Source organism: Pseudomonas sp. DY-1, from assembly GCF_003626975.1.
Taxonomy (GTDB): domain Bacteria; phylum Pseudomonadota; class Gammaproteobacteria; order Pseudomonadales; family Pseudomonadaceae; genus Metapseudomonas.
Genome location: NZ_CP032616.1, coordinates 61,480 through 86,549 on the forward strand (window position 1 = coordinate 61,480; position 25,070 = coordinate 86,549).

Annotated in this window: 27 protein-coding genes; 19 read left to right on the top strand and 8 right to left on the bottom strand. The window is 63.3% G+C overall.

What is annotated here, in order from left to right; genetic code table 11:
• Positions 1–164 precede the first annotated feature (164 nt).
• The 4 genes from D6Z43_RS00585 to D6Z43_RS00600 all read right to left on the bottom strand — a co-directional run bounded on the left by D6Z43_RS00585 (position 165) and on the right by D6Z43_RS00600 (position 4,226).
• A complete protein-coding gene (locus D6Z43_RS00585) occupies positions 165–2,708 on the bottom strand; it encodes a penicillin acylase family protein (RefSeq protein WP_120649787.1) in 2,544 nt (847 codons plus the stop codon).
• An 82-nt stretch (positions 2,709–2,790) separates the two neighbouring features.
• Positions 2,791–3,441 carry a glutathione binding-like protein gene (locus D6Z43_RS00590; protein ID WP_120649788.1) on the bottom strand — a complete coding sequence of 217 codons (651 nt, stop codon included), beginning with the start codon at positions 3,439–3,441 and terminating at the stop codon, positions 2,791–2,793.
• A 79-nt stretch (positions 3,442–3,520) separates the two neighbouring features.
• Positions 3,521–3,718 carry an SEC-C metal-binding domain-containing protein gene (locus tag D6Z43_RS00595; RefSeq protein ID WP_120649789.1) on the bottom strand — a complete coding sequence of 66 codons (198 nt, stop codon included), beginning with the start codon at positions 3,716–3,718 and terminating at the stop codon, positions 3,521–3,523.
• Positions 3,719–3,725: 7 nt separating this feature from the next.
• Positions 3,726–4,226, bottom strand: a complete 501-nt coding sequence (locus D6Z43_RS00600) for an LEA type 2 family protein (RefSeq protein ID WP_120649790.1) — start codon at positions 4,224–4,226, stop codon at positions 3,726–3,728.
• Between the two features lie 114 nt (positions 4,227–4,340).
• Here D6Z43_RS00600 and D6Z43_RS00605 point away from each other — a divergent pair, with 114 nt between their 5' ends.
• Positions 4,341–4,913, top strand: a complete 573-nt coding sequence (locus tag D6Z43_RS00605) for a hypothetical protein (protein WP_120649791.1) — start codon at positions 4,341–4,343, stop codon at positions 4,911–4,913.
• A 42-nt stretch (positions 4,914–4,955) separates the two neighbouring features.
• Here D6Z43_RS00605 and D6Z43_RS00610 read toward each other — a convergent pair whose 3' ends face one another.
• Both D6Z43_RS00610 and D6Z43_RS00615 read right to left on the bottom strand, forming a co-directional pair.
• Positions 4,956–5,426 (bottom strand): YchJ family protein, encoded by a 471-nt coding sequence (locus tag D6Z43_RS00610; RefSeq protein WP_120649792.1) that lies wholly within the window; start codon positions 5,424–5,426, stop codon positions 4,956–4,958.
• Between the two features lie 3 nt (positions 5,427–5,429).
• Entirely contained in the window at positions 5,430–5,927 is a 498-nt protein-coding gene (locus D6Z43_RS00615) for a DUF6231 family protein (protein ID WP_120649793.1), read from the bottom strand.
• A 130-nt stretch (positions 5,928–6,057) separates the two neighbouring features.
• On the opposite strand from D6Z43_RS00615, the gene D6Z43_RS00620 reads away from it, so the two are divergent.
• From D6Z43_RS00620 to D6Z43_RS00635, 4 genes are all read left to right on the top strand, one after another.
• Positions 6,058–6,750, top strand: a complete 693-nt coding sequence (locus D6Z43_RS00620) for an OmpA family protein (RefSeq protein ID WP_120649794.1) — start codon at positions 6,058–6,060, stop codon at positions 6,748–6,750.
• A 95-nt stretch (positions 6,751–6,845) separates the two neighbouring features.
• The gene (locus D6Z43_RS00625; protein ID WP_120649795.1) at positions 6,846–7,574 is read left to right on the top strand and encodes an OmpA family protein; all 729 of its coding nucleotides are present in this window, start codon (positions 6,846–6,848) and stop codon (positions 7,572–7,574) included.
• A gap of 123 nt (positions 7,575–7,697) precedes the next feature.
• Positions 7,698–7,976 (top strand): DUF1145 domain-containing protein, encoded by a 279-nt coding sequence (locus tag D6Z43_RS00630; RefSeq protein ID WP_120649796.1) that lies wholly within the window; start codon positions 7,698–7,700, stop codon positions 7,974–7,976.
• Complete coding sequence (locus tag D6Z43_RS00635; RefSeq protein WP_120649797.1) at positions 7,969–8,730, top strand: collagen-like protein; 762 nt, start codon at positions 7,969–7,971, stop codon at positions 8,728–8,730. The genes D6Z43_RS00630 and D6Z43_RS00635 overlap by 8 nt, the downstream gene beginning before the upstream one ends.
• 33 nt (positions 8,731–8,763) lie before the next feature.
• Here D6Z43_RS00635 and D6Z43_RS00640 read toward each other — a convergent pair whose 3' ends face one another.
• A complete protein-coding gene (locus tag D6Z43_RS00640) occupies positions 8,764–9,228 on the bottom strand; it encodes a CopD family protein (RefSeq protein WP_120649798.1) in 465 nt (154 codons plus the stop codon).
• A gap of 98 nt (positions 9,229–9,326) precedes the next feature.
• Between D6Z43_RS00640 and dinG the strand changes: the two genes are divergently transcribed.
• The 6 genes from dinG to D6Z43_RS27750 all read left to right on the top strand — a co-directional run bounded on the left by dinG (position 9,327) and on the right by D6Z43_RS27750 (position 17,224).
• A complete protein-coding gene (dinG, locus tag D6Z43_RS00645) occupies positions 9,327–11,471 on the top strand; it encodes an ATP-dependent DNA helicase DinG (protein WP_120649799.1) in 2,145 nt (714 codons plus the stop codon).
• 164 nt (positions 11,472–11,635) lie between these two features.
• Complete coding sequence (locus tag D6Z43_RS00650; protein WP_120649800.1) at positions 11,636–14,011, top strand: beta-galactosidase; 2,376 nt, start codon at positions 11,636–11,638, stop codon at positions 14,009–14,011.
• A gap of 83 nt (positions 14,012–14,094) precedes the next feature.
• Positions 14,095–15,243: a serine hydrolase domain-containing protein gene (locus D6Z43_RS00655; RefSeq protein ID WP_120655155.1), complete on the top strand. Its 1,149-nt coding sequence runs from the start codon at positions 14,095–14,097 to the stop codon at positions 15,241–15,243.
• A 191-nt stretch (positions 15,244–15,434) separates the two neighbouring features.
• Positions 15,435–16,100 (top strand): OmpA family protein, encoded by a 666-nt coding sequence (locus D6Z43_RS00660; RefSeq protein ID WP_256661059.1) that lies wholly within the window; start codon positions 15,435–15,437, stop codon positions 16,098–16,100.
• Between the two features lie 48 nt (positions 16,101–16,148).
• Positions 16,149–16,796 (top strand): pyridoxamine 5'-phosphate oxidase, encoded by a 648-nt coding sequence (pdxH, locus tag D6Z43_RS00665; protein ID WP_120649802.1) that lies wholly within the window; start codon positions 16,149–16,151, stop codon positions 16,794–16,796.
• A 269-nt stretch (positions 16,797–17,065) separates the two neighbouring features.
• A complete protein-coding gene (locus D6Z43_RS27750) occupies positions 17,066–17,224 on the top strand; it encodes a hypothetical protein (protein ID WP_153917297.1) in 159 nt (52 codons plus the stop codon).
• A gap of 41 nt (positions 17,225–17,265) precedes the next feature.
• On the opposite strand, the gene D6Z43_RS00670 is transcribed toward D6Z43_RS27750, so the two are convergent.
• Positions 17,266–17,499 carry a hypothetical protein gene (locus D6Z43_RS00670; RefSeq protein ID WP_120649803.1) on the bottom strand — a complete coding sequence of 78 codons (234 nt, stop codon included), beginning with the start codon at positions 17,497–17,499 and terminating at the stop codon, positions 17,266–17,268.
• A 160-nt stretch (positions 17,500–17,659) separates the two neighbouring features.
• Here D6Z43_RS00670 and D6Z43_RS00675 point away from each other — a divergent pair, with 160 nt between their 5' ends.
• The 8 genes from D6Z43_RS00675 to D6Z43_RS00710 all read left to right on the top strand — a co-directional run bounded on the left by D6Z43_RS00675 (position 17,660) and on the right by D6Z43_RS00710 (position 25,068).
• The gene (locus D6Z43_RS00675) at positions 17,660–18,124 is read left to right on the top strand and encodes a glycine zipper 2TM domain-containing protein (RefSeq protein WP_120649804.1); all 465 of its coding nucleotides are present in this window, start codon (positions 17,660–17,662) and stop codon (positions 18,122–18,124) included.
• Between the two features lie 232 nt (positions 18,125–18,356).
• Positions 18,357–21,152, top strand: a complete 2,796-nt coding sequence (locus tag D6Z43_RS00680; RefSeq protein WP_120649805.1) for a monovalent cation/H+ antiporter subunit A — start codon at positions 18,357–18,359, stop codon at positions 21,150–21,152.
• A complete protein-coding gene (locus D6Z43_RS00685; protein WP_120649806.1) occupies positions 21,152–21,487 on the top strand; it encodes a Na+/H+ antiporter subunit C in 336 nt (111 codons plus the stop codon). Before D6Z43_RS00680 ends, D6Z43_RS00685 begins: the two co-directional genes overlap by 1 nt.
• The gene (locus D6Z43_RS00690; protein WP_120649807.1) at positions 21,484–22,983 is read left to right on the top strand and encodes a monovalent cation/H+ antiporter subunit D; all 1,500 of its coding nucleotides are present in this window, start codon (positions 21,484–21,486) and stop codon (positions 22,981–22,983) included. Before D6Z43_RS00685 ends, D6Z43_RS00690 begins: the two co-directional genes overlap by 4 nt.
• On the top strand, positions 22,980–23,477 hold the full coding sequence (locus tag D6Z43_RS00695) for a Na+/H+ antiporter subunit E (protein ID WP_120649808.1): 498 nt from the start codon (positions 22,980–22,982) through the stop codon (positions 23,475–23,477). The genes D6Z43_RS00690 and D6Z43_RS00695 overlap by 4 nt, the downstream gene beginning before the upstream one ends.
• Positions 23,465–23,734: a K+/H+ antiporter subunit F gene (locus tag D6Z43_RS00700; protein ID WP_120649809.1), complete on the top strand. Its 270-nt coding sequence runs from the start codon at positions 23,465–23,467 to the stop codon at positions 23,732–23,734. Before D6Z43_RS00695 ends, D6Z43_RS00700 begins: the two co-directional genes overlap by 13 nt.
• A complete protein-coding gene (locus tag D6Z43_RS00705) occupies positions 23,731–24,078 on the top strand; it encodes a Na+/H+ antiporter subunit G (RefSeq protein WP_120649810.1) in 348 nt (115 codons plus the stop codon). The genes D6Z43_RS00700 and D6Z43_RS00705 overlap by 4 nt, the downstream gene beginning before the upstream one ends.
• Positions 24,079–24,162: 84 nt before the next feature.
• Complete coding sequence (locus D6Z43_RS00710; RefSeq protein WP_120649811.1) at positions 24,163–25,068, top strand: DMT family transporter; 906 nt, start codon at positions 24,163–24,165, stop codon at positions 25,066–25,068.
• Positions 25,069–25,070: the final 2 nt, after the last annotated feature.

A 25,070-nucleotide genomic window follows, 5' to 3' on the forward strand; every position in this document is an offset into this window, starting at 1 on the left:
CAGGATGCGGCACCGGCGGGTGTTACGCAAGATTGCGGGCACTACCTCCCATGCGGAATGCCGGGCAAAAGAAAAGGCACCCGAGGGTGCCTTGAAATGTGATCTATGGAGTAAGTCCACCAGATCAGAGCGATGGGGCGGTGGGAAGTTCCACCGCTTGCCGATCATTTTTGCGGGGTCAGCATCAGGCGCTTGGTGCCATAGACGGCATCGAGGTTCTGCGGCTGGAAGGGGAACTTCACGTAGCGCGCCTTCAGCCAGGCATCGATGCCGTCGGCATAGTGCGGGCTGGCCGGGTTGCCGGACTGGCCGGAGCTGTTCACACCGATCATGGGCTCGGGCTGGCCGAAGTCGACGATGATGCGCATGGCCGGAATCAGCCAGGTATCGAAGTCTTCGCCCCAGTGGTAGGCCGAGACGTTGAGGGTGGTGTGGTCACCGCCGGCCGGGTAGGGGCCGCGATCCAGATAGCCCTTCAGGGCGTTGAGGCCGCTGCGCTGGCTGGCGCTCATGTACGGCGCCAGCTGGGTGCTGTCGGTGACCCACTCATAGGTGTGCAGCTTGCCCCATTGCCAGGCCTTGCGGTCCGCTCCCAGGCGGCCTTCGGCGTAGCTGACGGCGGCGGCCAGGCTGCGCGCGAGGATGGCTGGCTTGTCTTCCTTCTGCGGGGTGTTCACATCGTCCCAGAACGGGCTGTCGACGCGCCCCAGCAGGTGATCAGCCTGGGCTGAATAGGACAGGTCGGCGGTCTGCACCAGGGCGCGCCAGGCCGGGTTGCTCTCCGGGCCCAGTTCGTCGAGGAAGATCTGCCGCGCGCTTTCGTGGAGGAAGGCGCCGTAGTAGGCGGCGTCGGCCGACGTCGGACTGAGGCGGCCGTCGAACGACAGCAGACGGTCGAGGCCTTCCTGGGCCTTGGCCCGGTCGGTGGGCGGCAGGGCATTGATGGCCTGTTTGAGCGGCTGGGCCATGCCGGGGTCCTGCAGCATGGTCTTGAGCTTGGCCGGGAATGGGCTGGTCTGGTCGTACTGCATGGTGATCATGCTCTGCCAGTCGTGCTTGCCGCTGCCGCCAGCCAGTTCGGCGATGCGCTCGGCGCGCTCCGGGTAGTACCAGGAGTTGGACAGCTGCACGCCGTAGCCGCCCTGCACGGTGCGGTGGTTGGCGGTGCCGAGCCAGCCCTGAGCCGGGTCCTGGTCGTAAGGATGGAGCATCGGGTCGGCGTAGCCGTCCCAGTCGTAGCGGCCGTCCCAGCCTGGGGAAGGCAGCAGGCCACGGCCTTCGCGGCGGTTCGGGTAGCGGCCGGTCACCTGCCAGGCGATGTGCTTGTCATCGGCGTAGAGGATGTTCAGGCCCGTTGCACGGATGGAGCGGGTGGCCTCGTGGGCTTGGTCCACTGACTGTGCGCGGGACAGGGCAAAGAAGGCGTCCAGGGACTGGTCGGCTTCAAACTGGCTGGTCTGCAGGGCGATGCCATAGCCGCTCTTGATTTCCATGGGCTGGAGCGGGTGCTTGCGCTGGCCAAGCACCGAGTTCAGCAGTGGGCCGTGGCGGGTTTCGTAGATTACTTCGCGTACCGGGCGTTCGCCTTTGACGAAGAAGGTCTCCATGCGCTCGCTGGCAGGCACCCACTTGCCGTTGGCCTGGTAGTAAAGACGGCTGCCTTCGCGCTTGATCTTCTCGAGGAACAGATCCTGGTTGTCGCCCATGACCATGGTCATGCCCCAGGCCAGCTTGCCGTTGTAGCCGGCGACCACGGCCGGTACACCGGCGATGGAGACACCGGCGGCCTGGAACTTCGGCGAGCGGATCTGCACGAAGTTCCAGACCGAAGGCATGGAGATGGGCAGGTGGGTGTCATTGGCCAGGATGCTGCGGCCGGTGCGGCTCTTCTGCGGTGCGATGGCCCAGTTGTTCGAGGCGGCGACGCCAAGCATGTCGAGCGAGGCGATCTGGTTGGCGGCATCATCCAGCGCAGTCAGGCCAGGAATCTGGCCGCCCAGTTGCAGGCCCTTGAGCTTCTCGGCTTCCTCGAACGGCAGCGGTTCGTCGGGATAGATGGGGGTGAGCCAGGCCAGCTTGTCGGCGCCGACCTTCTGCGCCAGGACCAGGGAGGCGATTTCCTCCTGCAGGTTCACCGCCAGGCCAAAGTTCAGCAGGGTGAAGACCAGCGCCGAGTCCTCGGGCTTCCAGTAGGCCGGTTTGTAGCCGGACTCGGCCAGGTCCATCGGCAGTTTGTCGCGGTAGCGATAGAGATAAGCGTTGACGCCGCGGGCGTAGACCGCGAAGAACTCCTTCAGGCGGGGCGAGGAGTTCTTGTAGAGGATGTCGGCACTCTTGCGCAGGTTCACGGCGCGCATGAACCGGTCGATTTCCAGCACGCCGGGTCCGGCCAGTTCCGCGAGGCGGCCTTCGGCCATCAGGCGCAGGCCAACCATCTGGCTGAGGCGATCGGAAGCGTGGACGTAGCCGAGGGTGAACAGCGCGTCGTGGAAGGTGGTGGTTTCAATCAGCGGCATGCCCAGCGGGTTGCGGCGGATCGACACGCTCTGCGCGAGGCCTTTTACCGGCTGGAAGCCGGAGGTGGGCGGCAGGCTGTCCGAGTAGCGGCTGTCCAGCCAGGACTGGCAGCCACTGAGACCGATCATGGCGCCAGCGGCGGCGGCAACGCAGAACCGGGGGAGGAAGCGCTTGAAGGCTGGCGAAGCCATGGAACGGGCTCTCCTGAGAGGGGCATCGGATCAAACGCGCTACGTTAGTGAGCCGCCCCGCGCCGTGCAAGCACCGCCCGCCCTACTTTTTCACGTTACCCGGATTCACCTGTTCCACTAGTGCATAGGCGCGGATGGTCGCCGGGCGCGCCTGGATATCCAGATACCAACGCTTGAGGTTGGGGAAGTCGTCGAGGTTCTGTTCCTGCCAGGGGTGGCGGTCGATCCAGGGATAGATGGCCATGTCGGCGATGCTGTACTCGCTGCCGGCCACGTAGGCGCGGTCGGCTAATCGCTTGTCCAGCACGCCATAGAGGCGGGCGGTTTCCTTCATGTAGCGCTGGATGGCGTAGGGCAGCTTCTCCGGGGCGAAACGGTTGAAGTGATGGTTCTGCCCGGCCATCGGCCCGAGCCCACCCATTTGCCAAAACAGCCATTGCAGGCATTCCTGGCGGCCACGCAGGTCCTTGGGAATGAAGCGGCCGGTCTTCTCGGCCAGGTAGAGCAGAATGGCGCCGGATTCGAACAGCGACAGCGGCTCGGCGCCATCTGCTGGTTCGTGGTCGACGATGGCCGGGATGCGGTTGTTCGGCGAGATCTTCAGGAAGTGCGGCTGGAACTGCTCGTCCCTGCCGATATTGATCGGATGGAGTCGATAGGGCAGGCCGGCTTCCTCGAGGAACAGGCTGATCTTGTGGCCGTTGGGCGTGGTCCAGTAGTAGAGGTCGATCATCGACAAGGCTCCTGGGGCGTAGGCTTGGTCCGGAAACGAAAAGGCCCGCACTTGGCGGGCCTGGTGAGTGTCAGCAACGTCAGGCGCCGTGGCACTTCTTGAACTTTTTCTGGCTGCCGCAGGGGCAGGGATCGTTGCGGCCCACTTCCTTCAGCGGGTTGCGCACCGGCTCCTGGTGGCCGTGATTGCAGTGCGGGCCGTGGACGTGGCCGTGATGGTGGTCGTGATCATGGTCGTGGTTGCAGTTCGGACCATGTACGTGGGGTTCTTGGCTCATGAAGGTACTACTCCGGGATGTAACTGCCGGGGATTATCTCGCCATTGCGGCTCAGGTGCACGCTCTTGCCGAACATCAATCCAGTCTTAACTTCGCCTTGCAGGCGGTACTTGATGGGCTCGTCGGGCTTTTCCAGCAGCTTCACGATGTACTTCATGTGTCGCCACAGGTTGGTGCGCACCGGTACTTCGAAGGTCTGGCTGCCATGGGCGGGTACGGTGAACCAGGTACTGGATTCGCCGGATGCCAGCTTCACTTCATTGAGGTGAACGGTGTAGACCAAGCCGCGCACTGGCAGGCTGACGTCGTTGGGGTTGTCTATGCGAAAACGCAGCACGAACTGTTGTTCCAGCAGTTTGGCGCGTACCACGTCCACCTTGAGAAGGCGCACGTCGGGGTCCTGGAAGCTGTCGCTGATCCAGGTGGAGCATCCACTGAGGCCCGAAAATGGGAGGGCGAAGAAAAACAGTAGGCTGAGAATTCTTATCGTTTGCGCCTGGGAAAACATTGCAATACTCCAAGTGACGCTCCAGTGTAACAAGCAACTGCTCGGCCGCAACCAGTTGTGGGGGGAAAAAAAGCTGCGCCATACTGCAAGACAATTCGGACAGGAGTGTGACCAATGGGGCGTTATGAGATCGCCTTTTCCGGAAAGCTGGTACCAGGGGCGCAAAGGGAAGTGGTGCAGGCCAATCTGGCCAGGCTTTTCCAGGCCGATGCCCAACGCGTTGCCATGCTGTTCTCTGGTCGGCGCGTGATTCTCAAGAACAACCTGGATGAAGCCGCTGCCGAAAAATATCGCTCGACCCTGGAGCGCGCCGGTGCGCTGGTCGAAGTGGCATCCATGGAACCGGAAATAGAAGAGGTGGAACTGGCTCCGCCGCCCGAACCCGAACCGCAGGTTCAGCCGGTCCCAGCGCCCAACGCCGCGCAGCAGGCTGCATCGCCTGGTCGTTTGAAGGTGGTGCCGCGTGATGAATACATGGCTGCTTTCGTCGGTGTGGACGCACCGGACTTCGGTATCGCGCCGGTTGGCGCCGACCTTCAGGATGCCAAGCCACAATCGACGGCGCCACGCTACGACTTCTCCACTCTCAGCCTGGCGCCCGTAGGCAGCGACATGGGACAGCAGAAAACACCCCCGTCAGGCCCCCCGCCAGATACGTCGCATTTGCGGCTTGAAGAGCGCAAATAGATAGAGAAAGGCCCGCGATTGCGGGCCTTTTTTGTCAGTGCCTCAGAAATAACTCGAGCAACATTTCTTGAACTTGAGGCCACTGCCACAAGGGCAAGGATCGTTGCGGCTCGCCTTCACCGGGACGGTCGGGTCGAGGAAGTACCAGTGGTTATCCGCCTGGACGAAAGCCGAACGTTCACGATGGCTGTGCTCACCACTCTGGTCGTGCCAGCGTGCAGTGAAGGTAACGAACGCGTGCTCCGGCTGGCCGCCGAGCAACTCATGGCATTCCACCTCCAGCCCGAGCCAGGTGCTGCCAAGGCTCCAGGCGCGGATGGCCTCGATATCCAGCCCGGAGCGCTGGGCGGGCAGGGTGGTTTCCACCAGATAATCCACCAGGCCCAGTACATAGGCGCTGTAACGCGAACGCATCAGTGCCTCGGCGCTGGCGGCAGGATGACCGACATGATGGCGGCCGCAGCAGACTTCGAGGCGGTTGCCACTTCCGCAGGGGCAGATCGCAGTGCTCATGGCTTACCACCAGTATTTGCCGAAGTTTTCCGGGTTGGCCCAGAACTTCGCGTTCAGCCAATCGGGGACCTGCTTGTATTCGCGCAGGTCGTAGGTGAACAGAGTGAGGGTCTGCTCTTCGCGGCGAAAGCGCTCGCTTGCCTGGAGAGCGAGAGAAAAGAAGTCGGTGTCCCGCCAGCCGCAGGCACTGAGGTCGGCCAGCACCGCCACCCGACTGGCATTCAGATTACGGATACCGCCAAGCAGTTCCAGTCCGGTTCGCTTGGGCAGGTGTTCCAGGCAGTCCGCCAGCAGGGCGAGGTCGAAGCGCTTTGCGGCCTGTTCCGCTGGCAGCGTTCCGGCTGGCACTTGCACGACCTGGCTGTCGGGGTGTGCGGCGGCGAACGCTTCCAGGGCAGGAAGCGGGCTGTTGCCCACCAGCAGGAGGCTTTGCGGCGCGTAGCGTTCGAGCAGGGCCGCGAGTGCCTGCTGGGGTGTGCGGAAAGAGAAGCTGTCAGTCATCGAAAATCCTCGAACAAGTGGAGCAAGACTAGCCCGAAGGCGAGTCATGGCCTAGTGCTGGCGGTTTCCGGGGCTGGCGTCTTTACTCCCTAATTGTCGGTATGGGCCGATTCTAAGAGGAGACTCGCTTATGAGCATTACACGGACAGCTTTACCCCTAATCCTGGTGACCAGCTTGTTGACCGGTTGCGCCGGTCTGCAGAAGACCGACTGGCCCAAGTGTGCAGCAGTAGGGGGTGTGGTAGGTGCGGGGCTGGGTGCGATCGAAAGCAGTACATACGCTGGCTGGGGCGCCTTGATCGGCGCCGGTACGGCAGCTGCCTATTGCTGGGTACACGGCGATGGTGACGAAGACGGCGATGGCGTATTCGACAGCCGTGACAAGTGCCCTGGCACACCACCCGGCACCCAAGTGGACGCTGACGGTTGCCCGCTCAAGGCAGAAGAGCCAGTGGTTGAAGAAGTGGTCGTCGAGCACGAAACCATTGTTGTCCGTGACCTGCTGTTCGCCTTCGACTCCTCGAAACTCGATGCGGCAGACGAAGCCACCCTCGACAACGTAGCTACTCGCCTGAAAAACGAAGCACCTGACGCCAAGTTGACCATCACCGGTCACACTGACAGCGTTGGTTCCGACGCCTACAACCAGAAACTCTCCGAGCGTCGCGCCCATGCGGTTGCAGACTATCTGGTGCGCAGCGGCATCCCGGCCTCCAATATCGTCAGTGTTGGTGGTGCGGGTGAAAGCCAGCCAGTGGCCGACAACTCCACCAAAGACGGTCGCTCCATGAACCGTCGCGTAGAAATCCAGATCGACCGTTAAACCCCGGTAAGCCTGCGGCGCGCGCCTTGTGCGCCGTGGGCGCCGGGTCTTTACTCCTGTGTTACCGGCCTGGCCGGTGGCACAGGAGAATCATCATGGGCAACCAACTTCCCCGGGTTGCGATTTCACTTCTTCTGGTCAGCAGTTTCCTGTCTGGTTGCGCGTCCACGTCCAGTGATGGCCGTGCGGTGTTGAATCAGGGGAATTGGCCAATCTGTAGTCTGGTCGGTGGTCTCGTAGGTGGTGGGTTAGGCGCCGTGGAAAGTTCTGCCTGGGCGGCCGGTGGTGCCGCGGCAGGTGCCATAGTCGGTGGCCTCATCTGCTTTGCGCAGGATGGCGATGCCGATGGCGATGGTGTTTTCGATCGTCGCGATACCTGCCCCAATACACCCGCCGGAGCGACGGTCGATAGCCGGGGCTGTCCGGAACGGACTTATCCGCAGGCACCTCCGGAGCCCGTCCCGCCGCCACAGGACGAAGTCATCGTCCTCAGCGATATGGGCAACGTGCTCTTCGCATTCGATTCGGCCGAACTGACCTCTGCAGCGAAAGACCAACTGGCAGCAGTTGCCAATCGACTCACTGGCGCCAACCTGGTCAGCGTCAAGGTGATCGGCCACACCGACAGCGTGGGTTCCGATCAGTACAACCAGGGGCTTTCCGAGCGACGGGCGAGGAGCGTGGCGGACTTCCTGGCGAGCCAGGGCGTACCTGCTGACAAGCTGACGACCGAAGGCGTGGGCGAGAGCAAACCGGTGGCGGACAACGAGACGGATGCCGGGCGCGCGCAGAATCGCAGGGTGGAAATCCAGGTCGACCGCTGACGGATTTCCTGCGCCGTATCAAGGAGTCGATTGCAAGTGAATGCTTTTCCCGGCGACGCACTGGTGCGTCGCCGGGCTTCGGCGTATGTTCCGCAAAAACTCGAACAATGCCGGGAGGAAGGCATGCGTTTATTCATGGGGCTGGGCAAGGTAGTTGCCCTGTTGTTCTGGCTGGTCGTCATTGCCAACGTCGCTGCACCGTTCACAAAACCATTCGACATGCTGCTCAACGGTGCCGGAATCCTGCTGATCCTGGTCCACCTGTTCGAAATCATGCTGTTCAATTCCTTGCTGCACGGCCGCGCCAATCCCTGGCAGGACCGCCTGCAGCTGCTCCTGTTCGGCGTCTTCCATCTGCTCAGCATTCCGCGTCATCGCGGCAAGGAGGCACGTCATGCGTAAGCTGGGCCTCCTGCTCGCACTGATCACCCCCGTCGCCCTGGCCCAGGGCCAGGTGAAGGTGGACGCTCACAACTTCCTCAAGCTGCCCCCCAGAGCTGGGAGCCTCAGTCTCGACCAGGTCGAAGTGGCCGACTACGCCACACTACTGATTCCCGCAGGCGTTACCGAGCTGCGCATTGGCGAGTTGCGCATGGGGCGCGAGGCCCGACTTGGCATCGCACCGTCCGAGAAGGCTTTTCGTCTCGAAGTGCAGCATGGCGAGATCGGTACCGGCAGCCATATCACCGCATCGGGCGCGGCCGGCAGCATGAGCAGACCGGCTAGCGCGGGACGCAACCTCGAACTGCGCCTGGTGGATGTCCAAGTGAATGAAATGACCCTGGATGTGCGCGGCGGCATCGGCGCACCGGGACGGCCGGGGCTGGCTGGCGCCGACGGCGATGCTGCCGGTTGCCTCTGGGGCTCCGCCGGCCGTGGCTGGGACGGTCAACCCGGCACCGATGGCGAGGCTGGTGGTGCGGGCGGTCAGGTGCGCCTTGAAGTGCCGGCATCTTTCCCGGTGGATCTGGTGCGCGTGCGTCTCGAAGGTGGCGTGGGCGGCGCTGCGGGAGAGGGCGGTGCCGGTGGCCATGGAGGTGCCGGCAAAGGCTGCTTGCTGTACAAGGCCGACGGCGCCAAGAGCGGGCGCGCCGGGCAACCCGGCAAGGTCGGTGCTGCCGGCAATACCGGCAGCTTCAAGGTCGTACGATTCTGATCGAGGGCAGGCGCACAGGGACGTGCGCCTGATTCAGAAACTGGGGCGAATGGCGACTATGGTCACCAGCGTCAGCCCGATCAGCAGGTTGAATCCCACCACGCGGCGGATGCGACCGAGCACCGCGCCCCCCTCCGGCCAGTTTTCCGCATTCACCGCCGCACGCAGCTGCGGCAGCAGCAAGGCACTCACCCTCAGGAACAGTGCCAGCATCGCCACATACAGACCGATCATCATGTGCACATAGCGCGGCGCGGTTTCCATGCTGGCGTACGACATATGCAGCATGCCCACGCCGGTGAAGGGCAGGACCAGGACCGCCGGCCATACCCAATAGAAGAAACGGCGGAACACATCCAGCCAGAGACGCAGCCTGACCGGGGGCTCCAAGGTGGCGACGGCGGCGGGGCGCAGGATCATCCAGGCGAAGAACATGCCGCCGACCCATACCAGGGCGGCCAGCAGATGCAGGGCGTAAAGGGCTGCGTGGGCAGTCATCCGGTCAACTCCATTCGGCGGGTAAAAGAAGGCGCGCTATCATAGCCGTCCTGTTAAAGTACTGAAAATTTATCCAGCTCTTCCCGCCGCAGTCATCCATGCTCAGCACCGAACTCAAATCCCAGATCCAGGGCGCCTACAGCCGTTTTCTCGAAGCCAAGGGGCTGAAGGCCCGCTATGGCCAGCGCCTGATGATTGCCGAGGTAGCCAAGGCCCTGGGTGCCATTCCCGTGGACGACGAAGGTCACCGCGAGGGCGAGCCTGCCGTGGTGGCGGTGGAGGCGGGTACCGGTACGGGCAAGACCGTGGCCTACAGCCTGGCGACCATTCCCGCAGCAAAGGCTGCCGGCAAACGCCTGGTGATTGCCACCGCCACCGTGGCGCTGCAGGAGCAGATCGTCCACAAGGACCTGCCCGACCTGATGCGCAACAGCGGCCTGAACTTCAGCTTCGCCCTGGCCAAGGGGCGTGGCCGCTATCTCTGTCTGTCCAAGCTCGACATGCTGCTGCAGGAAGGCCAGGCGCAGAGTGCCACGGCCCAGCTGTTCGCCGACGAAGGCTTCACCATCGACGTCGACGAGAAAGGGCAGAAACTCCTCAATCAGATGATCGAACGCCTCGCCGGCAACCGTTGGGACGGCGATCGCGATTCCTGGCCTGAAGCCATCGAGGACCAGGACTGGGCTCGCGTCACTACCGACCACAGCCAGTGCACCAAACGCCATTGCCCGAACTTCCAGCAGTGCGCTTTCTATAAGGCACGGGAAGGTATGACCAAGGTGGACGTCATCGTCACCAACCATGACATGGTGCTCGCCGACCTGGCCCTGGGCGGTGGTGCCGTACTGCCGGACCCGCGCGAAACGCTGTACGTGTTCGACGAAGGTCATCACCTGCCGGACAAGGCCATCGGCCACTTCGCCCATTACACCCGACTGCGTTCCACCGCCGATTGGCTGGAACAGGTGGCGAAGAATCTCACCAAGCTGTTGGTGCAGAACCCCCTCCCAGGCGATTTCGGTCGTCTGGTGGAAGGCGTACCCGAGTTGGCTCGGGAGATTCGTACTCACCAGCAGTTCATGTTCAACGCTTGTGAGGAGATTGCGGACTTCCGCGCCGGTGAGGACATGGAAGGCCGCGACCGTCCCCGCCATCGTTTCGAGGCCGGTGTTGTGCCGGAGCACCTGCGAGAGTTGGGTATCGAGCTGAAGAAAGGCTTCTCCAGGCTGCACGACGTCTTCACCCGGCTGACCGAGTTGCTCAAGGAAGCCATGGACGGTGAAGCCAGCATCGGCGTCGCCAGTCATCAGGCCGAAGAGTGGTATCCCCTGTTCGGTAGCCTGCTGTCTCGTGCCCAGGGTAATTGGGAGCTGTGGACGGCCTTCACCGTCGAAGATCCGGAGGACAGTCCGCCCATGGCGCGCTGGCTGACGCTCGCTGAAAGCGGGGCGCTGCATGACATCGAGGTCAATGCCAGCCCCATCCTCGCCGCTGAGACGCTACGCCGTAACCTGTGGAATGTGGCATACGGTGCGCTGGTCACTTCCGCAACCCTCACCGCGCTGGGCAAGTTTGACCGTTTCCGCATGCGCGCCGGCCTGCCCAAGGTCGCGGTCACTGCCGTCGTGCCTAGCCCGTTCCAGCATGCCGATGCCGGTCTGTTGCGTGTTCCTGACCTGAAAGCCGACCCGCGCGATGCCGCCGCTCACACTGCCGCCATCGTCCGTGAATTGCCTGCTCTGGTGGAGGGCGCACGCGGCACGCTGGTGCTGTTTGCCTCGCGTCGGCAGATGCAGGATGTCTTCGAAGGGCTGGACCGTGACTGGCGCAAGCGCGTGCTGATCCAGGGCAACCTGTCCAAGCAGGAAACCTTGAACAAGCACAAGGCACGGGTGGACGACGGCGAGCCCAGCGTGCTCTTCGGTTTGGCGAGCTTCTCCGAAGGTGTCGACTTGCCGGGTGCCTACTGCGAACACGTGGTGATCGCCAAAATTCCCTTCGCCGTACCGGACGACCCGGTGGAAGCGGCGTTGTCCGATTGGATCGAGGCCCGCGGCGGTAACCCCTTCATGGAGATTGCCGTGCCCGATGCCTCCCTGCGTCTGGTGCAGGCATGTGGTCGCCTGCTGCGTACAGAGGCCGACCGAGGCACCATCACGCTGTTGGATCGACGCGTGGTCACCCAGCGCTACGGCCGCGCCATTCTCGATGCCCTGCCGCCGTTCCGTCGCGAGATCGCCTGATACAGGACTGCCCTTGACGCTGAGCGCCCCCCATCTGCGATGATGCCGGGGTTTTTGCGGACGCCCAGAGCGCCCGCCTTGTCCCGCTTCGTTTTGTCGCACAGTTGGCGAGATACGAACTTTTTGCGGTCTATGCTCAGCATTCTCTTGGGAACTCCGGTCCGATGCTTTCGATACCAAAACGCCCCCTCGCCCTGGCCATCCTTTTCGGGATGTCGGGAATTCCCCTGATTGCCCAGGCGGAGACCCTGTTCAACTTCGTCCGGCCGCTGGATGCGGTGCAGGTGACCACCCAGGACGCCAACCTGCCGAGCGTGACCGCTGAAACCACCGCGAATGGCGAAGTCCTGCGCCGTCTCACTTTCAATGCAGCGGAGAAGCCCAGCCTGCGCCTGACCCCGCAGAGCGGTACCTGGGACTGGACCAAGGCCGAGGCGATGAGCCTGCGCATCCAGAGTGCGCAGGACTGGGCAATTACCTTGGACGTGGCCATCGAAAGCACCGATGGCAAGGTTCTGACCACCCAGGTAGCGCTGCCGGCCGGACCGGCGCAAACCTTGCTCGTCCCCCTTTCCGCAACATCACCCAATGCCCACGGAATGAGAGCGGCGCCGCCGGTACCCTGGACCGCCGATGGCAAGCGCTGGCTGCCGGCGACACTGGTCAACGGCGAGATCGACCGCAGCAAGGTCGCCTCTGTGACGCTTTCCCTGAGCCAGCCGACTGCCGCCCAGAACGTGCTGCTCGGTCGTTTCGGAACTGAAGAGAAAGATCAGCAAGAAGCCTTCTACGACGGCCTGATGGACGCCTACGGCCAGTACACCCGCGCTGATTGGCCGGGTAAGGTGAAGAATGACGAGCAGCTGAAGAAGGCCCCCGGGGACGAAGTGAAACAGCTTGCCGACTGGACGGCCAAGTTGCCGCAGCAGGACACCTACGGTGGCTGGCTGGGTGGTGAAACCTTCGAAGCCAGCGGCTTCTTCCGTACCGAGAAGCGTAATGGTCGCTGGTTCCTGGTCACCCCGGAAGGCCATCCGTTCTTCTCGCTGGGCGTCAACGCGGTGACTCCGGGGTTGAGCCAGACCTACGTCGAGGGCCGGGAAGCCATGTTCAAGGCACTGCCGAAGGACAACGAGCCACTGGCCGGCCATTTCGGCAAAGGCGACGACCGTGCCGAAACCGACGCCAACAAGGGGCGCGAATTCAACCAGGGCCGCTGGTACGACTTCTACGGCGCCAACATCGAGCGCACCTACGGCGGGAATGATCCGCAGCGCTGGGTTCGCCACAGCCTGGATCGTCTCAAGGCGTGGGGCTTCAATACCGTCGGCAACTGGAGCGACCCGGCCTTCAACAACAGTCAGCGCATGCCCTACACGCTGCCTCTGTCCATTCACGGTGACTACGCCACCATCAAGACGGGCTTCGACTGGTGGGGCGGCATGCCCGACCCCTTCGACCCGCGATTTGCGATGGCGGCGGAGCGCGCTATCGCCATTGCCGCCCGCGACCATCGCGACGATCCCTGGCTGCTCGGCTTCTTCGCCGATAACGAACTTGCCTGGGGCGGCCATAGCGAAGACCCTAGGGCCCGTTACGCGCTGGCCTACGGCACCCTGCGCCTGACGACCGACGTGCCTGCCAAGCGCGCTTTCCTCAAGCAGCTGCGCGACAAGTACCGTAACCAGCAGGGCCTCTCGAAAGCCTGGGGCATCGATTTGCAAGCCTGGGAGCTGATGGAAGACCCGGGCTTCGAACCTCCGCTGCCGAATCCGGAGCACCCGGCCATCGAGGAAGACTTCCAGCGCTTCCAGCGCTTCTTTGCAGACACCTATTTCAAAACCATCGCCGACTCCATGAAGTGGCATGCGCCAAACCATATGCTGCTAGGTGGTCGTTTCGCCGCAACCGTGCCCGAGGCCATCGAGTCCTGCGCGCAGTACTGCGACGTGATCAGCTTCAACCGTTACACCCGTGAGCCGCAGCACGGCCTGGACATGGATTTGCTGCGTCGCCTCGACAAGCCCCTGATGCTCACCGAATTCCACTTCGGCTCCCGTGACCGCGGTCCGTTCTGGGGTGGCGTCTCCGAGGTCTACAAGGAAGAAGAGCGCGGTCCGGCTTACGCCGCTTATCTCAAGAAGGCAGCCGAGGAGCCGCTGATCGTCGGCGCCCACTGGTTCCAGTACCTCGACCAGCCCGCCACTGGCCGTCTGCTGGACGGCGAGAACGGCCACCTGGGACTGGTCGGCATCACTGACCGCCCATGGCAGGGCTTCGTCGAGGCCGTGCGCAAGGCGAACCTGGCGTTGGCCGCTGATATCAACAAGCCTGTGCAGCCCCAAGCTCCCTCGAAGGAGCAGCCCAAGACGCCGGTGAAGGAGCAGCCCAAGGAAGCGGCCAAGCCGACAGCGGCAGAAAAGCCCGTGGAGCCAGCCCAAGAGGCTGAACAACCGACTGCCGAACCGGCAGAACAGCCCAAGGCTGAGGAACCCGCCCAGCCGGCCGCTCCGAACCAGGAGGAAGCCGGGAAGCCCTGATGGGTGACCCGTCTTCGGCACGGTTCACAAGGGGCGGCAAGGCTGGAACAATGCCGCCTCCATTTTCTTTCAGGAGCATGCCGGTGCAGACCCAGGGCTATTTCGACTTGCGCTTCGAAGCGGCGAGAGACGCGTTCGCCGAACTCTTCGCTGATCCGCAGGAGCGCGGCGCCGCCCTTTGCGTGCAGGTCGGTGGCGAGACGGTGCTCGATCTCTGGGCCGGCGTGGCCGACAAGGATGGCCAGCAGGCCTGGCACAGCGACACTATCCTCAACCTGTTTTCCTGCACCAAGACCTTCGCCTCCGTAACGCTGTTGCAGCTGGTGGGGGAGGGCAAACTGGAACTGGACGCCCCCGTGGCGCGCTACTGGCCTGAGTTCGCTGCAGCAGGAAAGGAGCGAATTAGCGTTCGCCAACTGCTTTGTCACCGCGCCGGCCTGCCCGCGATTCGCGCCTTGTTACCGGCCGAGGCCCTCTACGATTGGGAAGCGATGACGTCGGCCCTGGCTGCTGAAGAGCCTTGGTGGACACCCGGGGAGGCTCATGGCTATGCGCCTATCACCTACGGCTGGCTGGTTGGCGAGCTGATTCGCCGAGCCGATGGCCGGGGACCGGGCGAGTCCATCGCTGCCCGCATCGCCCAACCTCTGGGGCTGGATTTTCATGTGGGCCTGGCGGATGAGGAGTTCCATCGCGTCGCCCATATCGCACGTGCCAAGGGCAACATGGGGGATGCCGCGGCGCAGCGGCTGCTCAAGAGCATGATGACCGAGCCGACGTCGGTCAGTACCCGCTCGTTCACCAATCCGCCGTCGATCATGACCAGCACGAACAAGCCGGAATGGCGTCGCATGCAGCAGCCTGCGGCCAATGGCCACGGCAACGCGCGCAGCGTGGCGGGTTTCTATGCCGCCTTGCTGGACGGCGAGCTACTGGACTCGGAGCTGCTCGCCGAACTGACCCGTGAACACGCCCAGGGCGAGGACCTCACCCTGCTGACCTCCACCCGCTTCGGCCTCGGCTGCATGCTCGATCAACCGGACGTAACAAATGCCACCTATGGCATGGGCCGTTACGCCTTCGGCCATCCCGGCGCAGGCGGCTCCACCGGCTTTGCCGACCCGGAGCGCGAACTGGCCTTCGGCTTCGTCACCAACACCCTCGGCCCCTATGTGCTGATGGACCCGCGAGCGCAAAAACTGGCACGCGTGGTCAAAGACTGCCTGGGCTGAGCCACTCGTCAGATACCCTGTTTATTTCTTTGCTGATTAAAGGCTTGGCGCGAAAATTTAAGCTCGATTGAGAGATTAAAACGCCATCAGCTGATGCTGGCGAGCGGCCTTCAGCGACTACGGAATCCTGCCCCATGAAGCTGTTAAAGATTTCCACCCTGATCCTCTGTGTGTCTGCCTCCGGCTGCAGCATGCTTGGCCAGCAGAAGGCCGAGGCGCCTGTTGCCAAACCCGAGAAGACCGTCTCCGCCAGCAAGGGCTGGTGGCCCTTTGGTGGTGACGAAAAGGCCAAGCAAACCAAGGTTGCCAAGGTGGATACCAAGGCGACCCAGGCTTGGCTCGATCAGTACGAGCCGCGCCTGCGCGAGGCGGTGAAGGGCAGCAAGCTGGAATTGGAGCGTCGTGAGAACGTGCTGGTGGTGACCCTGCCGGTCGACCCGTCCTACAACCCGGATCGCCCGAGCATGCTGCTGCCTATCACCCTTGGCCCCATTACCAGAGTGGCGAAGCTGGTGGAAGGCGATCCCAAGACCGCGGTGCTGGTCCTGGGCCATGCAGATAGCTCCGGCAAGGACGAAATCAACCGCAAGCTCAGCCAGGAGCGCGCCCAGTCCGTTGCGGCGATCTTCCGCCTGAGCGGCCTGCAGCGTGATCGCCTGTCCCTGAAGGGGCTGGGCTCGGATATGCCGCGCGCCGCCAACGACAGCCAGCAGGGCCGTTCCCTCAACCGCCGTGTCGAGATGATCCTGACGCCGCAGGAAACCCTGGTTGCGCTAATAGCCCAGTACAACAAGCCGGCCAAGCCGGAGCCGCTGGACAAGGCCAAGAAGGTGGTTGCGGCAGATCAAACCGAATAGGCCTGGCTTGGGTAAGCTATTGGTTTTCCGAACACAGGACTGCCAATCATGACCCAGACCCTGGCCGATATGCGCCGTGACTATGCCCGTGACGGGCTCAGCGAGGAACAGGCTCCCGCAGAGCCCTTCAGCCTGTTCCAGAGCTGGTTCGGCGATGCGGTGAAGACCGAGCAACTACCGGTCGAGCCCAACGCCATGACCCTCGCTACGGTCGACACCGAAGGCCGTCCCCATTGCCGGGTCCTACTGCTCAAGGGACTGGATGAGCGCGGATTCACTTTCTTCAGCAACTACGACAGTGCGAAGGGCGATCAACTGTCGGCCAATCCATTCGCCGCCATGACCTTCTTCTGGCCCGCCCTGGAGCGCCAGGTACGAATCGAGGGCAAGGTGGAGCGGGTGAGCCCGGCCGAGTCCGACGCCTACTACCAGGTTCGTCCGCTGGGTAGCCGCCTGGGTGCCTGGGCATCGCCACAGAGCCGGGTGATCCGCGATCGCGCGGAGCTCGAAGCGCTGCTGGCGAATACCGAACAGCGATTCCTCGATAGCGCACCCAGCTGCCCTCCGCATTGGGGCGGCTATCGCTTGCTGCCCGAGCGGATCGAGTTCTGGCAGGGGCGCCCGAGCCGTCTGCATGACCGCCTCAATTACCGGCTCGTGGATAGCGCCTGGGTTCGCGAGCGCCTGGCACCCTGACTTTCCCGAGAGAAGGCGCGAGGCCATCGACCACTCGCGCCCGAATCCGCTTTACCGCCTGGAAACGGTTGAGCCGTCCGGCCTTGATTGGCGGCTTTCCGGCGTTGAATTCGAAGTAGCGGCAGATGTGACAACCCGCTATGCGGGGCCTGTGGCGCCACTCATGTTTCCGGCCTGAAGAAGGATGCCAATCCCACGTAGGTGGAATCGCTCGACGCGGCGCCAGGGGCATTACGCGCAGCGGATCGCCGCTTGCTAGGGCCGAGACCATGGCCTGCACCTGCGCGCAGGTGCAGGCCAGCGGCCTGGGGTTTGCCGCGCGGGCCTTTCTCGGTGCCCGCTTCCGCTCCGTAGTCGAGCTGGTGGCGGAAGTTCGCCTCGACCCCCAGAGCTTGCATGGCAAGACGCCCGCTGGGCGCGGTGCGTAGCTCGATATCACCCGGCTATAGGAGCTCCCCGCTAACCGCCCTCAGGCGGTGTAACGCTGCGCCGCCCGCTCAAGCCACACCTGCAGGTCCTTGCGTCTGACGCCTTGGGCGCGGGCGGCCTGCAACTGCTCCAACATGAAGGCTTGCTTGTCCTTGTCGCCCCCGGCCAGGGACAACGCGAGGTCGCGATCAATCCAGCGCTTGATGCGAACGTACAGCCACCAGTGAAAGTAGAGACCGGCGATGGTGGTGATCGCGATGATGAAGTAGTCCATGGGCTAACCTTGAGTGACAGGGAGCTTGTGGGAAATTTCCTTTGAAACTGTCAGAAAGCTGAATTCAGGCTGAACGATACCTGAGTAGTCAGCCCGCTCTGGTGACAGCCTCCGCGGCGCGGAGTCTAATGGACAAGTAATTAATTCTGGAGGAATTGCTATGCGTAAACCCTATCTGCTGGTTGCCTCTTTCACGGCAGTGGCACTGGCGCTGGGTGGCTGTCAGTCGAGCCTGACCGGAGACACCTATTCCCGTGACGAAGCTCGACAAGTGCAGACCGTGCGCATGGGCACCATCGAATCCCTGCGACCGGTGAAGATCGAGGGCACCAAGACGCCGATCGGCGCCGGTGCCGGGGCTGTTGTCGGCGGCATTGGCGGCAGCACCATCGGTTCCGGTCGCGGCAGTGCAGTCGCAGCCGTGATTGGCGCAGTTGCAGGCGGTCTGCTGGGTGCGGCTGCCGAAGAGGGCGTTACCCGTACCCAGGGCGTCGAAATCACTGTACGTGAAGACGATGGTTCGATGCGCGCCTACGTCCAGGAAGTCCAACCCAATGAAGTCTTCCGCGTGGGCGAGCGTGTGCGCATCACGACGGTCAACGGCACCAGCCGCGTCGCACACTGAGGCTAAGCTGTCCCAATCGGGACAGCTTGCTGTTTCCCTCCCCGCTTCCACGAATGTCGGCGATAGCGTCATGGCGCTATCGCCGTTTGGAGTGGACGTTCTCCGCAGTTGCTAGCGTTTTGAAATAATTCAATCTATCGCGATGAATCGATAGTAATGGATAATCGCTGGGTTTTTTTCTTGCCATTTCCGTTACTTGGAGGAAGTTGGCGCTGACCTAGGGGAGATATGGATGATTCTGGCGCTCATTGTCGCGCTGCCCTTTCTCGGGGCACTTCTTCCGCCGCTGGCCGAGCGCCTTGGCCGTTCCGTTTGCGCGGCCGTCACCGCATTGTTGCCGCTGACCGGCCTCGTTCTCCTGTTGTCCCAGACCGATAGCGTCTTTGCCGGGCACACCCTCAACTTCGTCCAGCCCTGGCTACCGGGCTTCGGCCTCAGCTTCAACCTTCGACTGGATGGCCTGGGCTACCTGTTCGCCCTATTGATTCTCGGCATCGGCCTGTTGGTGATCCTTTACGCCCGCTACTACCTGTCGAAGGAAGAGCCCATGGGGCGCTTCTTTGCTTTCCTGCTGCTGTTCATGGGCGCGATGCTGGGCGTCGTGATGTCCGAGAATCTGCTGCTGATGCTGGTGTTCTGGGAGCTGACCAGCCTGTCTTCGTTCCTGCTCATCGGCTTCTGGGGTTATCGCTCCGATGCGCGCAAGGGAGCACGGATGGCGCTGGCGGTTACCGGTGGCGGTGGCTTGGCGTTGTTCGCCGGGATATTGCTGGTAGGGCATATCGCCGGTAGCTTCGAGCTGACCCAGGTGCTTGCCGCAGGCGAGCAGATCCGCGCCCACAGCCTCTATCCGGTGGCGCTGGTGTTGGTGCTGCTGGGTGCATTCACCAAGTCCGCGCAGTTCCCGTTCCATTTCTGGCTGCCCCACGCCATGGCCGCGCCGACCCCGGTGTCCGCCTACCTGCACTCGGCCACCATGGTGAAGGCCGGGGTGTTCCTGCTGGCGCGGCTGTATCCGGCCTTGTCCGGTTCCGACCTCTGGTTCTACCTGGTCAGCCTGAGTGGCCTGGCGACGTTGCTGTTCGGTGCCGGCATGGCGTTGTTCCAACATGATCTCAAGGGACTGCTGGCTTACTCGACCATCAGCCATCTCGGCTTGATCACATTGCTGTTCGGCCTCGATTCGCAGCTTTCCAACGTTGCTGCAGTGTTCCACATCATCAACCACGCCACGTTCAAGGCTTCGCTTTTCATGGCCGCGGGAATCATCGACCACGAAACCGGCAGCCGCGACATGCGCTTGATCAACGGGCTGTGGCGGTACATGCCGCATACCGCGGTGCTGGCGATGGTGGCCTCTCTTGCCATGGCCGGCGTGCCCTTGCTGAACGGTTTCCTCAGCAAGGAGATGTTCTTCGGTGAGACGTTGCAGCAGGACCTGTTGGGTAGCTTCAGCTGGGTAGTGCCGGCGGCGGCGACCCTCGCCGGGGTCTTCTCGGTCGCCTATTCGCTGCGTTTCGTCCACGACGTCTTCTTCAATGGCGAGCCTGCTGTCCTGCCCAAGTTCCCGCCTCACGAGCCGCCGCGCTACATGAAGGTGCCGGTGGAGATCCTCGTATCCCTCTGCCTGCTGGTGGGCATGCTGCCGGGCATCACGGTCGCGCCTCTGCTCGCTACTGCAGCCTCGGCCAGCCTGGGGGGCACTTTGCCGGAATATGACCTGGCGATCTGGCATGGCTTCAACCTGCCGCTGGCCATGAGCCTGGTCGCGCTGGTGGGCGGCGTGCTGGTCTATGTACTGCGCAAGCCGCTGTTCCGCTGGTACGCCGACCTGCCCGATACCGATGCCAAAGAAGTGTTCGAGCAGCAAGTGCAGCGCTGTGTCGTGGCCGCCCGCTGGATCACCGGCCACCTGGAGAACGGCTCCCTGCAACGTTACCTGTCGCTGCTGCTGGGCGCTGCAATGATGATGGTGGCGCTGTCTCTCGCGCCCTTGCCGCAGATCGCTGGCGAACGTCCGCTGACACCATTGGACGGCATCACCGCCCTGGGTTTGGTGGTGCTGGCGTTGTCTGGTGTGTTGACGGCGATATTCCATCGCCAGCGGCTGATCGCGCTGATGATCCTCGGTGTGGCCGGCTTGCTGGTAGCACTGGCATTCGCCCGGTTCTCCGCACCTGACCTGGCGCTCACCCAACTGGTGGTGGAAGTGGTGACCCTGGTCCTGCTGATGCTGGCGCTCTACTACCTGCCGTCTCGTACGCCGGGGGAAAGCTCCAGCCTGCGTGGACTGCGCGATTTCATCCTGGCCTGTGCGGTAGGCGTGATGGTGGCGTTGCTGGCCTATGCCGTGCTGACCCGTCCATACGAAGGCATCGCCGATTTCTTCCTCGCCAATAGCGTATCCGGGGGCGGCGGCACCAACGTGGTCAACGTGATACTGGTGGACTTCCGTGGCTTCGACACCCTGGGCGAAATCACCGTCCTGACGATTGCCGCCGTGGGTATCTTCGCCATGCTCTCGGGACTGCGCCTGGAAAATCCGACCTGCGACCCCCAGGGGCGCAACTGGGCCGGTGCCAAGCACCCGCTGATTCTCGAAACCCTCTCGCGCCTGATGCTTCCCCTGGCCCTGCTGATTTCGGTGTTCATCTTCCTGCGCGGGCATAACCTGCCGGGTGGCGGATTCATAGCCGGCCTGGTCACCGCGGTGGCCCTGGTGCTGCAGTACATCGCCAGTGGAATTGCCTGGGTGGAACAACGCCTGCCGTTGAATTACCAGCGCATCGCGGGTGCCGGGGTGCTCATTGCTGGACTCACTGGCCTCGGTAGCTGGGCCTTTGGCCGCAACTTCCTCACCTCGGCTTTCGGCCATTTCGAGCTGCCGCTGGTGGGGGAATTCGAGCTGGCCACCGCCATGCTGTTCGACCTCGGCGTCTATCTGGCCGTGGTTGGCTCGACGCTGCTGGTACTGGTCAACCTCGGACGGCTGAGCCTGTCCCCGCCTGCGATCAAGGAGATTCATTGATGGAGGCGCTGTTCGCCGTAACCCTCGGCCTGTTGACCGCCAGCGGCATCTACTTGTTGCTGCGCGGCCGGACTTTTCCGGTGGTACTGGGGCTGACCCTGCTGTCCTACGCAGTCAATCTGTTCCTCTTTGCCATGGGGCGTCTGGCCGGTGAAGCGGCGGTGCTCGGGCGCGACGTGCAGTTTGCCGACCCCGTGCCGCAGGCCCTGGTATTGACCGCCATCGTCATCGGCTTCGCCATGACCGCCTTCGTGGTGGTGCTGGCCCTGCGCGGCGTGGGTGATCTGAACAGCGATCATGTCGATGGCCACACCGACGGGGAGTCGGCGCCATGATCCACCTGACGATACTGCCCGTCCTGATTCCGCTGTTCACCGGCGCGCTGCTGCTGGTGCTGCCGTCCAACGAGCGCCTCAAACGCAGCCTTTCGGTGCTCGCTACCCTGGCGCTGATACCGGTGGCGCTGTACCTGATGCAGCAGGCTGGCGATGGCCAGTTGCGTGTCTATGCCCTGGGCAGCTGGCAGCCTCCCTTTGGCATTATCCTGATGCTGGACCGCCTTGCAGGGCTGATGCTGCTGGCGACCGCCGTACTGGCCAGCGCCGCCGTGCTCTATGCCGTGCGCGGCGATGATCGCATCGGTCTGCGCTTCCATGCGCTTTTCCAGTTCCAGTTGTTGGGAATCAACGGCGCCTTCCTCACGGGCGACCTGTTCAACCTCTTCGTGTTCTTCGAAATCCTGCTGATCGCGTCCTATGCGTTGCTGCTGCATGGCGGAGGTGGCGAGCGGGTCAAGGCGGGCATGCACTACGTGATCCTCAACCTCGCCGGTTCGGCGCTGTTCCTGATCGCAGTGGGCGCCCTCTACGGCATCACCGGTACCTTGAACATGGCCGACATGGCCCGCCAGGTGGCCGCAGCCGGACCGGAAAATGCCCCGGTGCTGGCCGCAGCCGGACTGGTGTTGCTGCTGGTGTTCGCCCTCAAGGCGGCACTGCTGCCGCTGTACTTCTGGCTGCCACGCGCCTATGCGGCGGCGAGTGCTCCGGTGGCCGCGCTCTTCGCGATCATGACCAAGGTGGGCATCTATTCCATCCTGCGGGTATACAGCCTGGTCTTCGGTCCCGAAGCCGGAGAGTTGGCCAACCTGGCGCAACCCTGGCTCTGGCCGCTGGCCCTGGCGACGGTAATCCTCGGCGCTCTGGGCGCACTGGCGGCCACTACGTTGCAGGGCCTGCTGGCCTACCTGGTGGTGGTATCCGCCGGCACCCTGCTGGCAGCCATCGCCCTGGGTACCCCCGAAGCCCAGGGCGCCGCACTTTTCTATCTGCTGCACAGCACCTGGGTGGCCGGAGGCCTGTTCCTCCTCGCGGACCTGGTCAGCCGGCAGCGTGGGGAGAAGGCGGGCCACCTGGTGCAAGGACCGGCACTGCAGAACCCGAACATCCTTGGCGCGGCGTTCTTCTTCGGTGCCATTGCGGTGGCTGGTCTCCCGCCTCTGTCGGGCTTCTTCGCCAAGCTCCTGCTGCTCCAGGCAGTGCCGCCGGGCGCTGGTGCATTGCCGCTGTGGAGCGTGCTGCTGATCGGTGGCTTTGTCAGCCTCATCGCCCTGAGCCGCGCGGGCAGCACATTGTTCTGGCGCACTGGCCACCAGGTGCTCGGCAGCGCGGAGCTGGACGGTGGCCGATTGCTCGCCACCCTTTTGCTGTTGGCCGGCAGTCTGCTGCTGGTGGCGTTTGCCCAGCCACTGCTCGATTACGCCCAGGCCACAGCCATGCAGCTGCATGACCTGAACCTTTACCGCGCCATTCTCGAGGGGAGCGGAGCATGATTCGAAGAATCTTTCCTCACCCCGCCGAAAGCCTGCTGCTGCTGTTCGTCTGGTTGCTGCTGGTGGATTCCTTCGCCTTCGGCCACTGGCTGATGGGGGGCTTCCTCGGCTGGGCGATTCCGTTCTTCTTCCAGCCGCTGTTGATCGAGCGTCCGAAACGCTGGCACCCGCTCAAGTTGATGCGCTTCCTGCTGATGGTGGTGGGGGACGTGCTGGTGGCCAACTTCCAGGTGGCGCGCCTGACCCTCGGCCGTGTCGAAGCGCTGCGTCCCGCCTTCGTCGAGGTCCCCATCGAGCTGGACAACGAACTGGCCATCAGCGTGTTGGTGAGCGTGGTGTCGCTGACACCAGGTTCGCTGGCCGCCGACCTCAGCGCCGATCGCCGGACACTCCTCGTGCACGGCCTGGACGTCCCGGACAAAGCGGCCATGGTGGCCGAGATCAAGTCGCGCTACGAGGCGCCGCTGAAGGAGATCTTTCCATGCTCGGCCTAGTGATCCCCCTTTGCCTGGCCATGCTCGGCCTGGCGCTGCTGCTGACCCTGGCGCGGCTCATCAAGGGGCCTTGCCTGCCGGACCGCGTGCTGGCGCTGGACACCCTCTACATCAACGCCATCGCCATGCTCGTGCTCTACGGCATCTGGAAGGGCAGCAACCTGTTCTTCGAGGTCGCACTGCTGATCGCCGTGCTCGGCTTCGTCAGCACCGTGGCGGTGGCCAAGTACATGCTGCGCGGAGACATCATCGAATGACCGGCGAACACTTGGCCCTCTGGTTGGAAATCCTCGTGTGTGCGCTGCTGATCCTTGGCAGTGCCTTCATGCTGATCGGCGCCATCGGCCTCTATCGCCTACCGGACTTCTTCATGCGCCTGCATGGCCCGACCAAGGCCACCACCCTGGGCGTGGGTGGCGTGGTGATGGCTTCGCTGGTGTTCTTTTCGGCCGATGCCGGCGGGATCAGCCTGCACGAGTTGCTGATCAGCCTGTTCCTCTTCATCAGCGCCCCGGTCAGCGCCTATATGCTGGCCAAGGCAGCGGTGCTGCAGCAGTTGCCGCTGGACCAGAAAACCCGCGGCAAGCCCTGGAACCAGTGAACGCAACAGTTTCTCCTGCCGGCTGTGCCTGTCTGGCCCCATGGACGGCCGCCTAGACTGGCGACTTTCTCCCGGAGGTGAAGCATGGCGCAGCAAGGTCGACTGGTGGCGGTGGTCTGCCTGGTGCTGGCCATGGCGCTCTGGGGCAGCTCCTTCATCGCCCTCAAGCTGGCCTTCCAGGAGGTCGCTCCGCATTGGGTGATTTTCGCGCGTATGGCCTTGGGCAGCCTGATCTTCCTTGCCGCCTGGCGCTGGCGAGGCAACCTCGACTACCGGCCTGGCGACTGGAAATACCTGCTGGGCCTGGCCGCCTGCGAACCCTGCCTCTACTTCATTTTCGAAGCCCTGGCGCTGCAGCACACCAGCGCCTCCCAGGCCGGAATGATCACCGCGCTTCTACCGCTGCTGGTAGCGGTGGGTGCCTATGGCTTGCTACATGAACGGATCACTCGCGGCACCCTGGCTGGCTTCGTCCTCGCCGTGGTCGGCGCAGTCTGGCTCAGCCTGGCCAGCGACTCGGATAGCCATGCCCCGCAGCCGCTGCTGGGCAATTTCTACGAGTTCCTCGCCATGCTCTGTGCCACCGGCTATACGCTGCTGCTCAAGCACCTGTCATCGCGCTACTCGGCCTTTTTCCTGACCGCCATGCAGGCCTTCATCGGCAGCCTGTTCTTCCTGCCCCTGGCATGGGTCACTTCGCCCTTGCCGGAGTCCGTCAGCCCACTGGGCGTTGGCGCCATGATCTACCTCGGCACCGTAGTCACGGTGGGTGCCTATGGCCTCTACAACTTCGGCGTCTCGTGGTTGCCGGCGAGCCAAGCCACCGGCTTCATCAACCTGATACCGGTGTTCACCCTGGTATTTGCCTGGGGCTTGCTGGGTGAGCGGCTGACTTTCGTGCAACTGCTCGCTGCCAGCGTGGTGTTCGCGGGTGTTGCGCTGAGCCAGTGGAAGAGCGCATCTCCGGCTCCGGCCGGGGTGCTGGATTGATC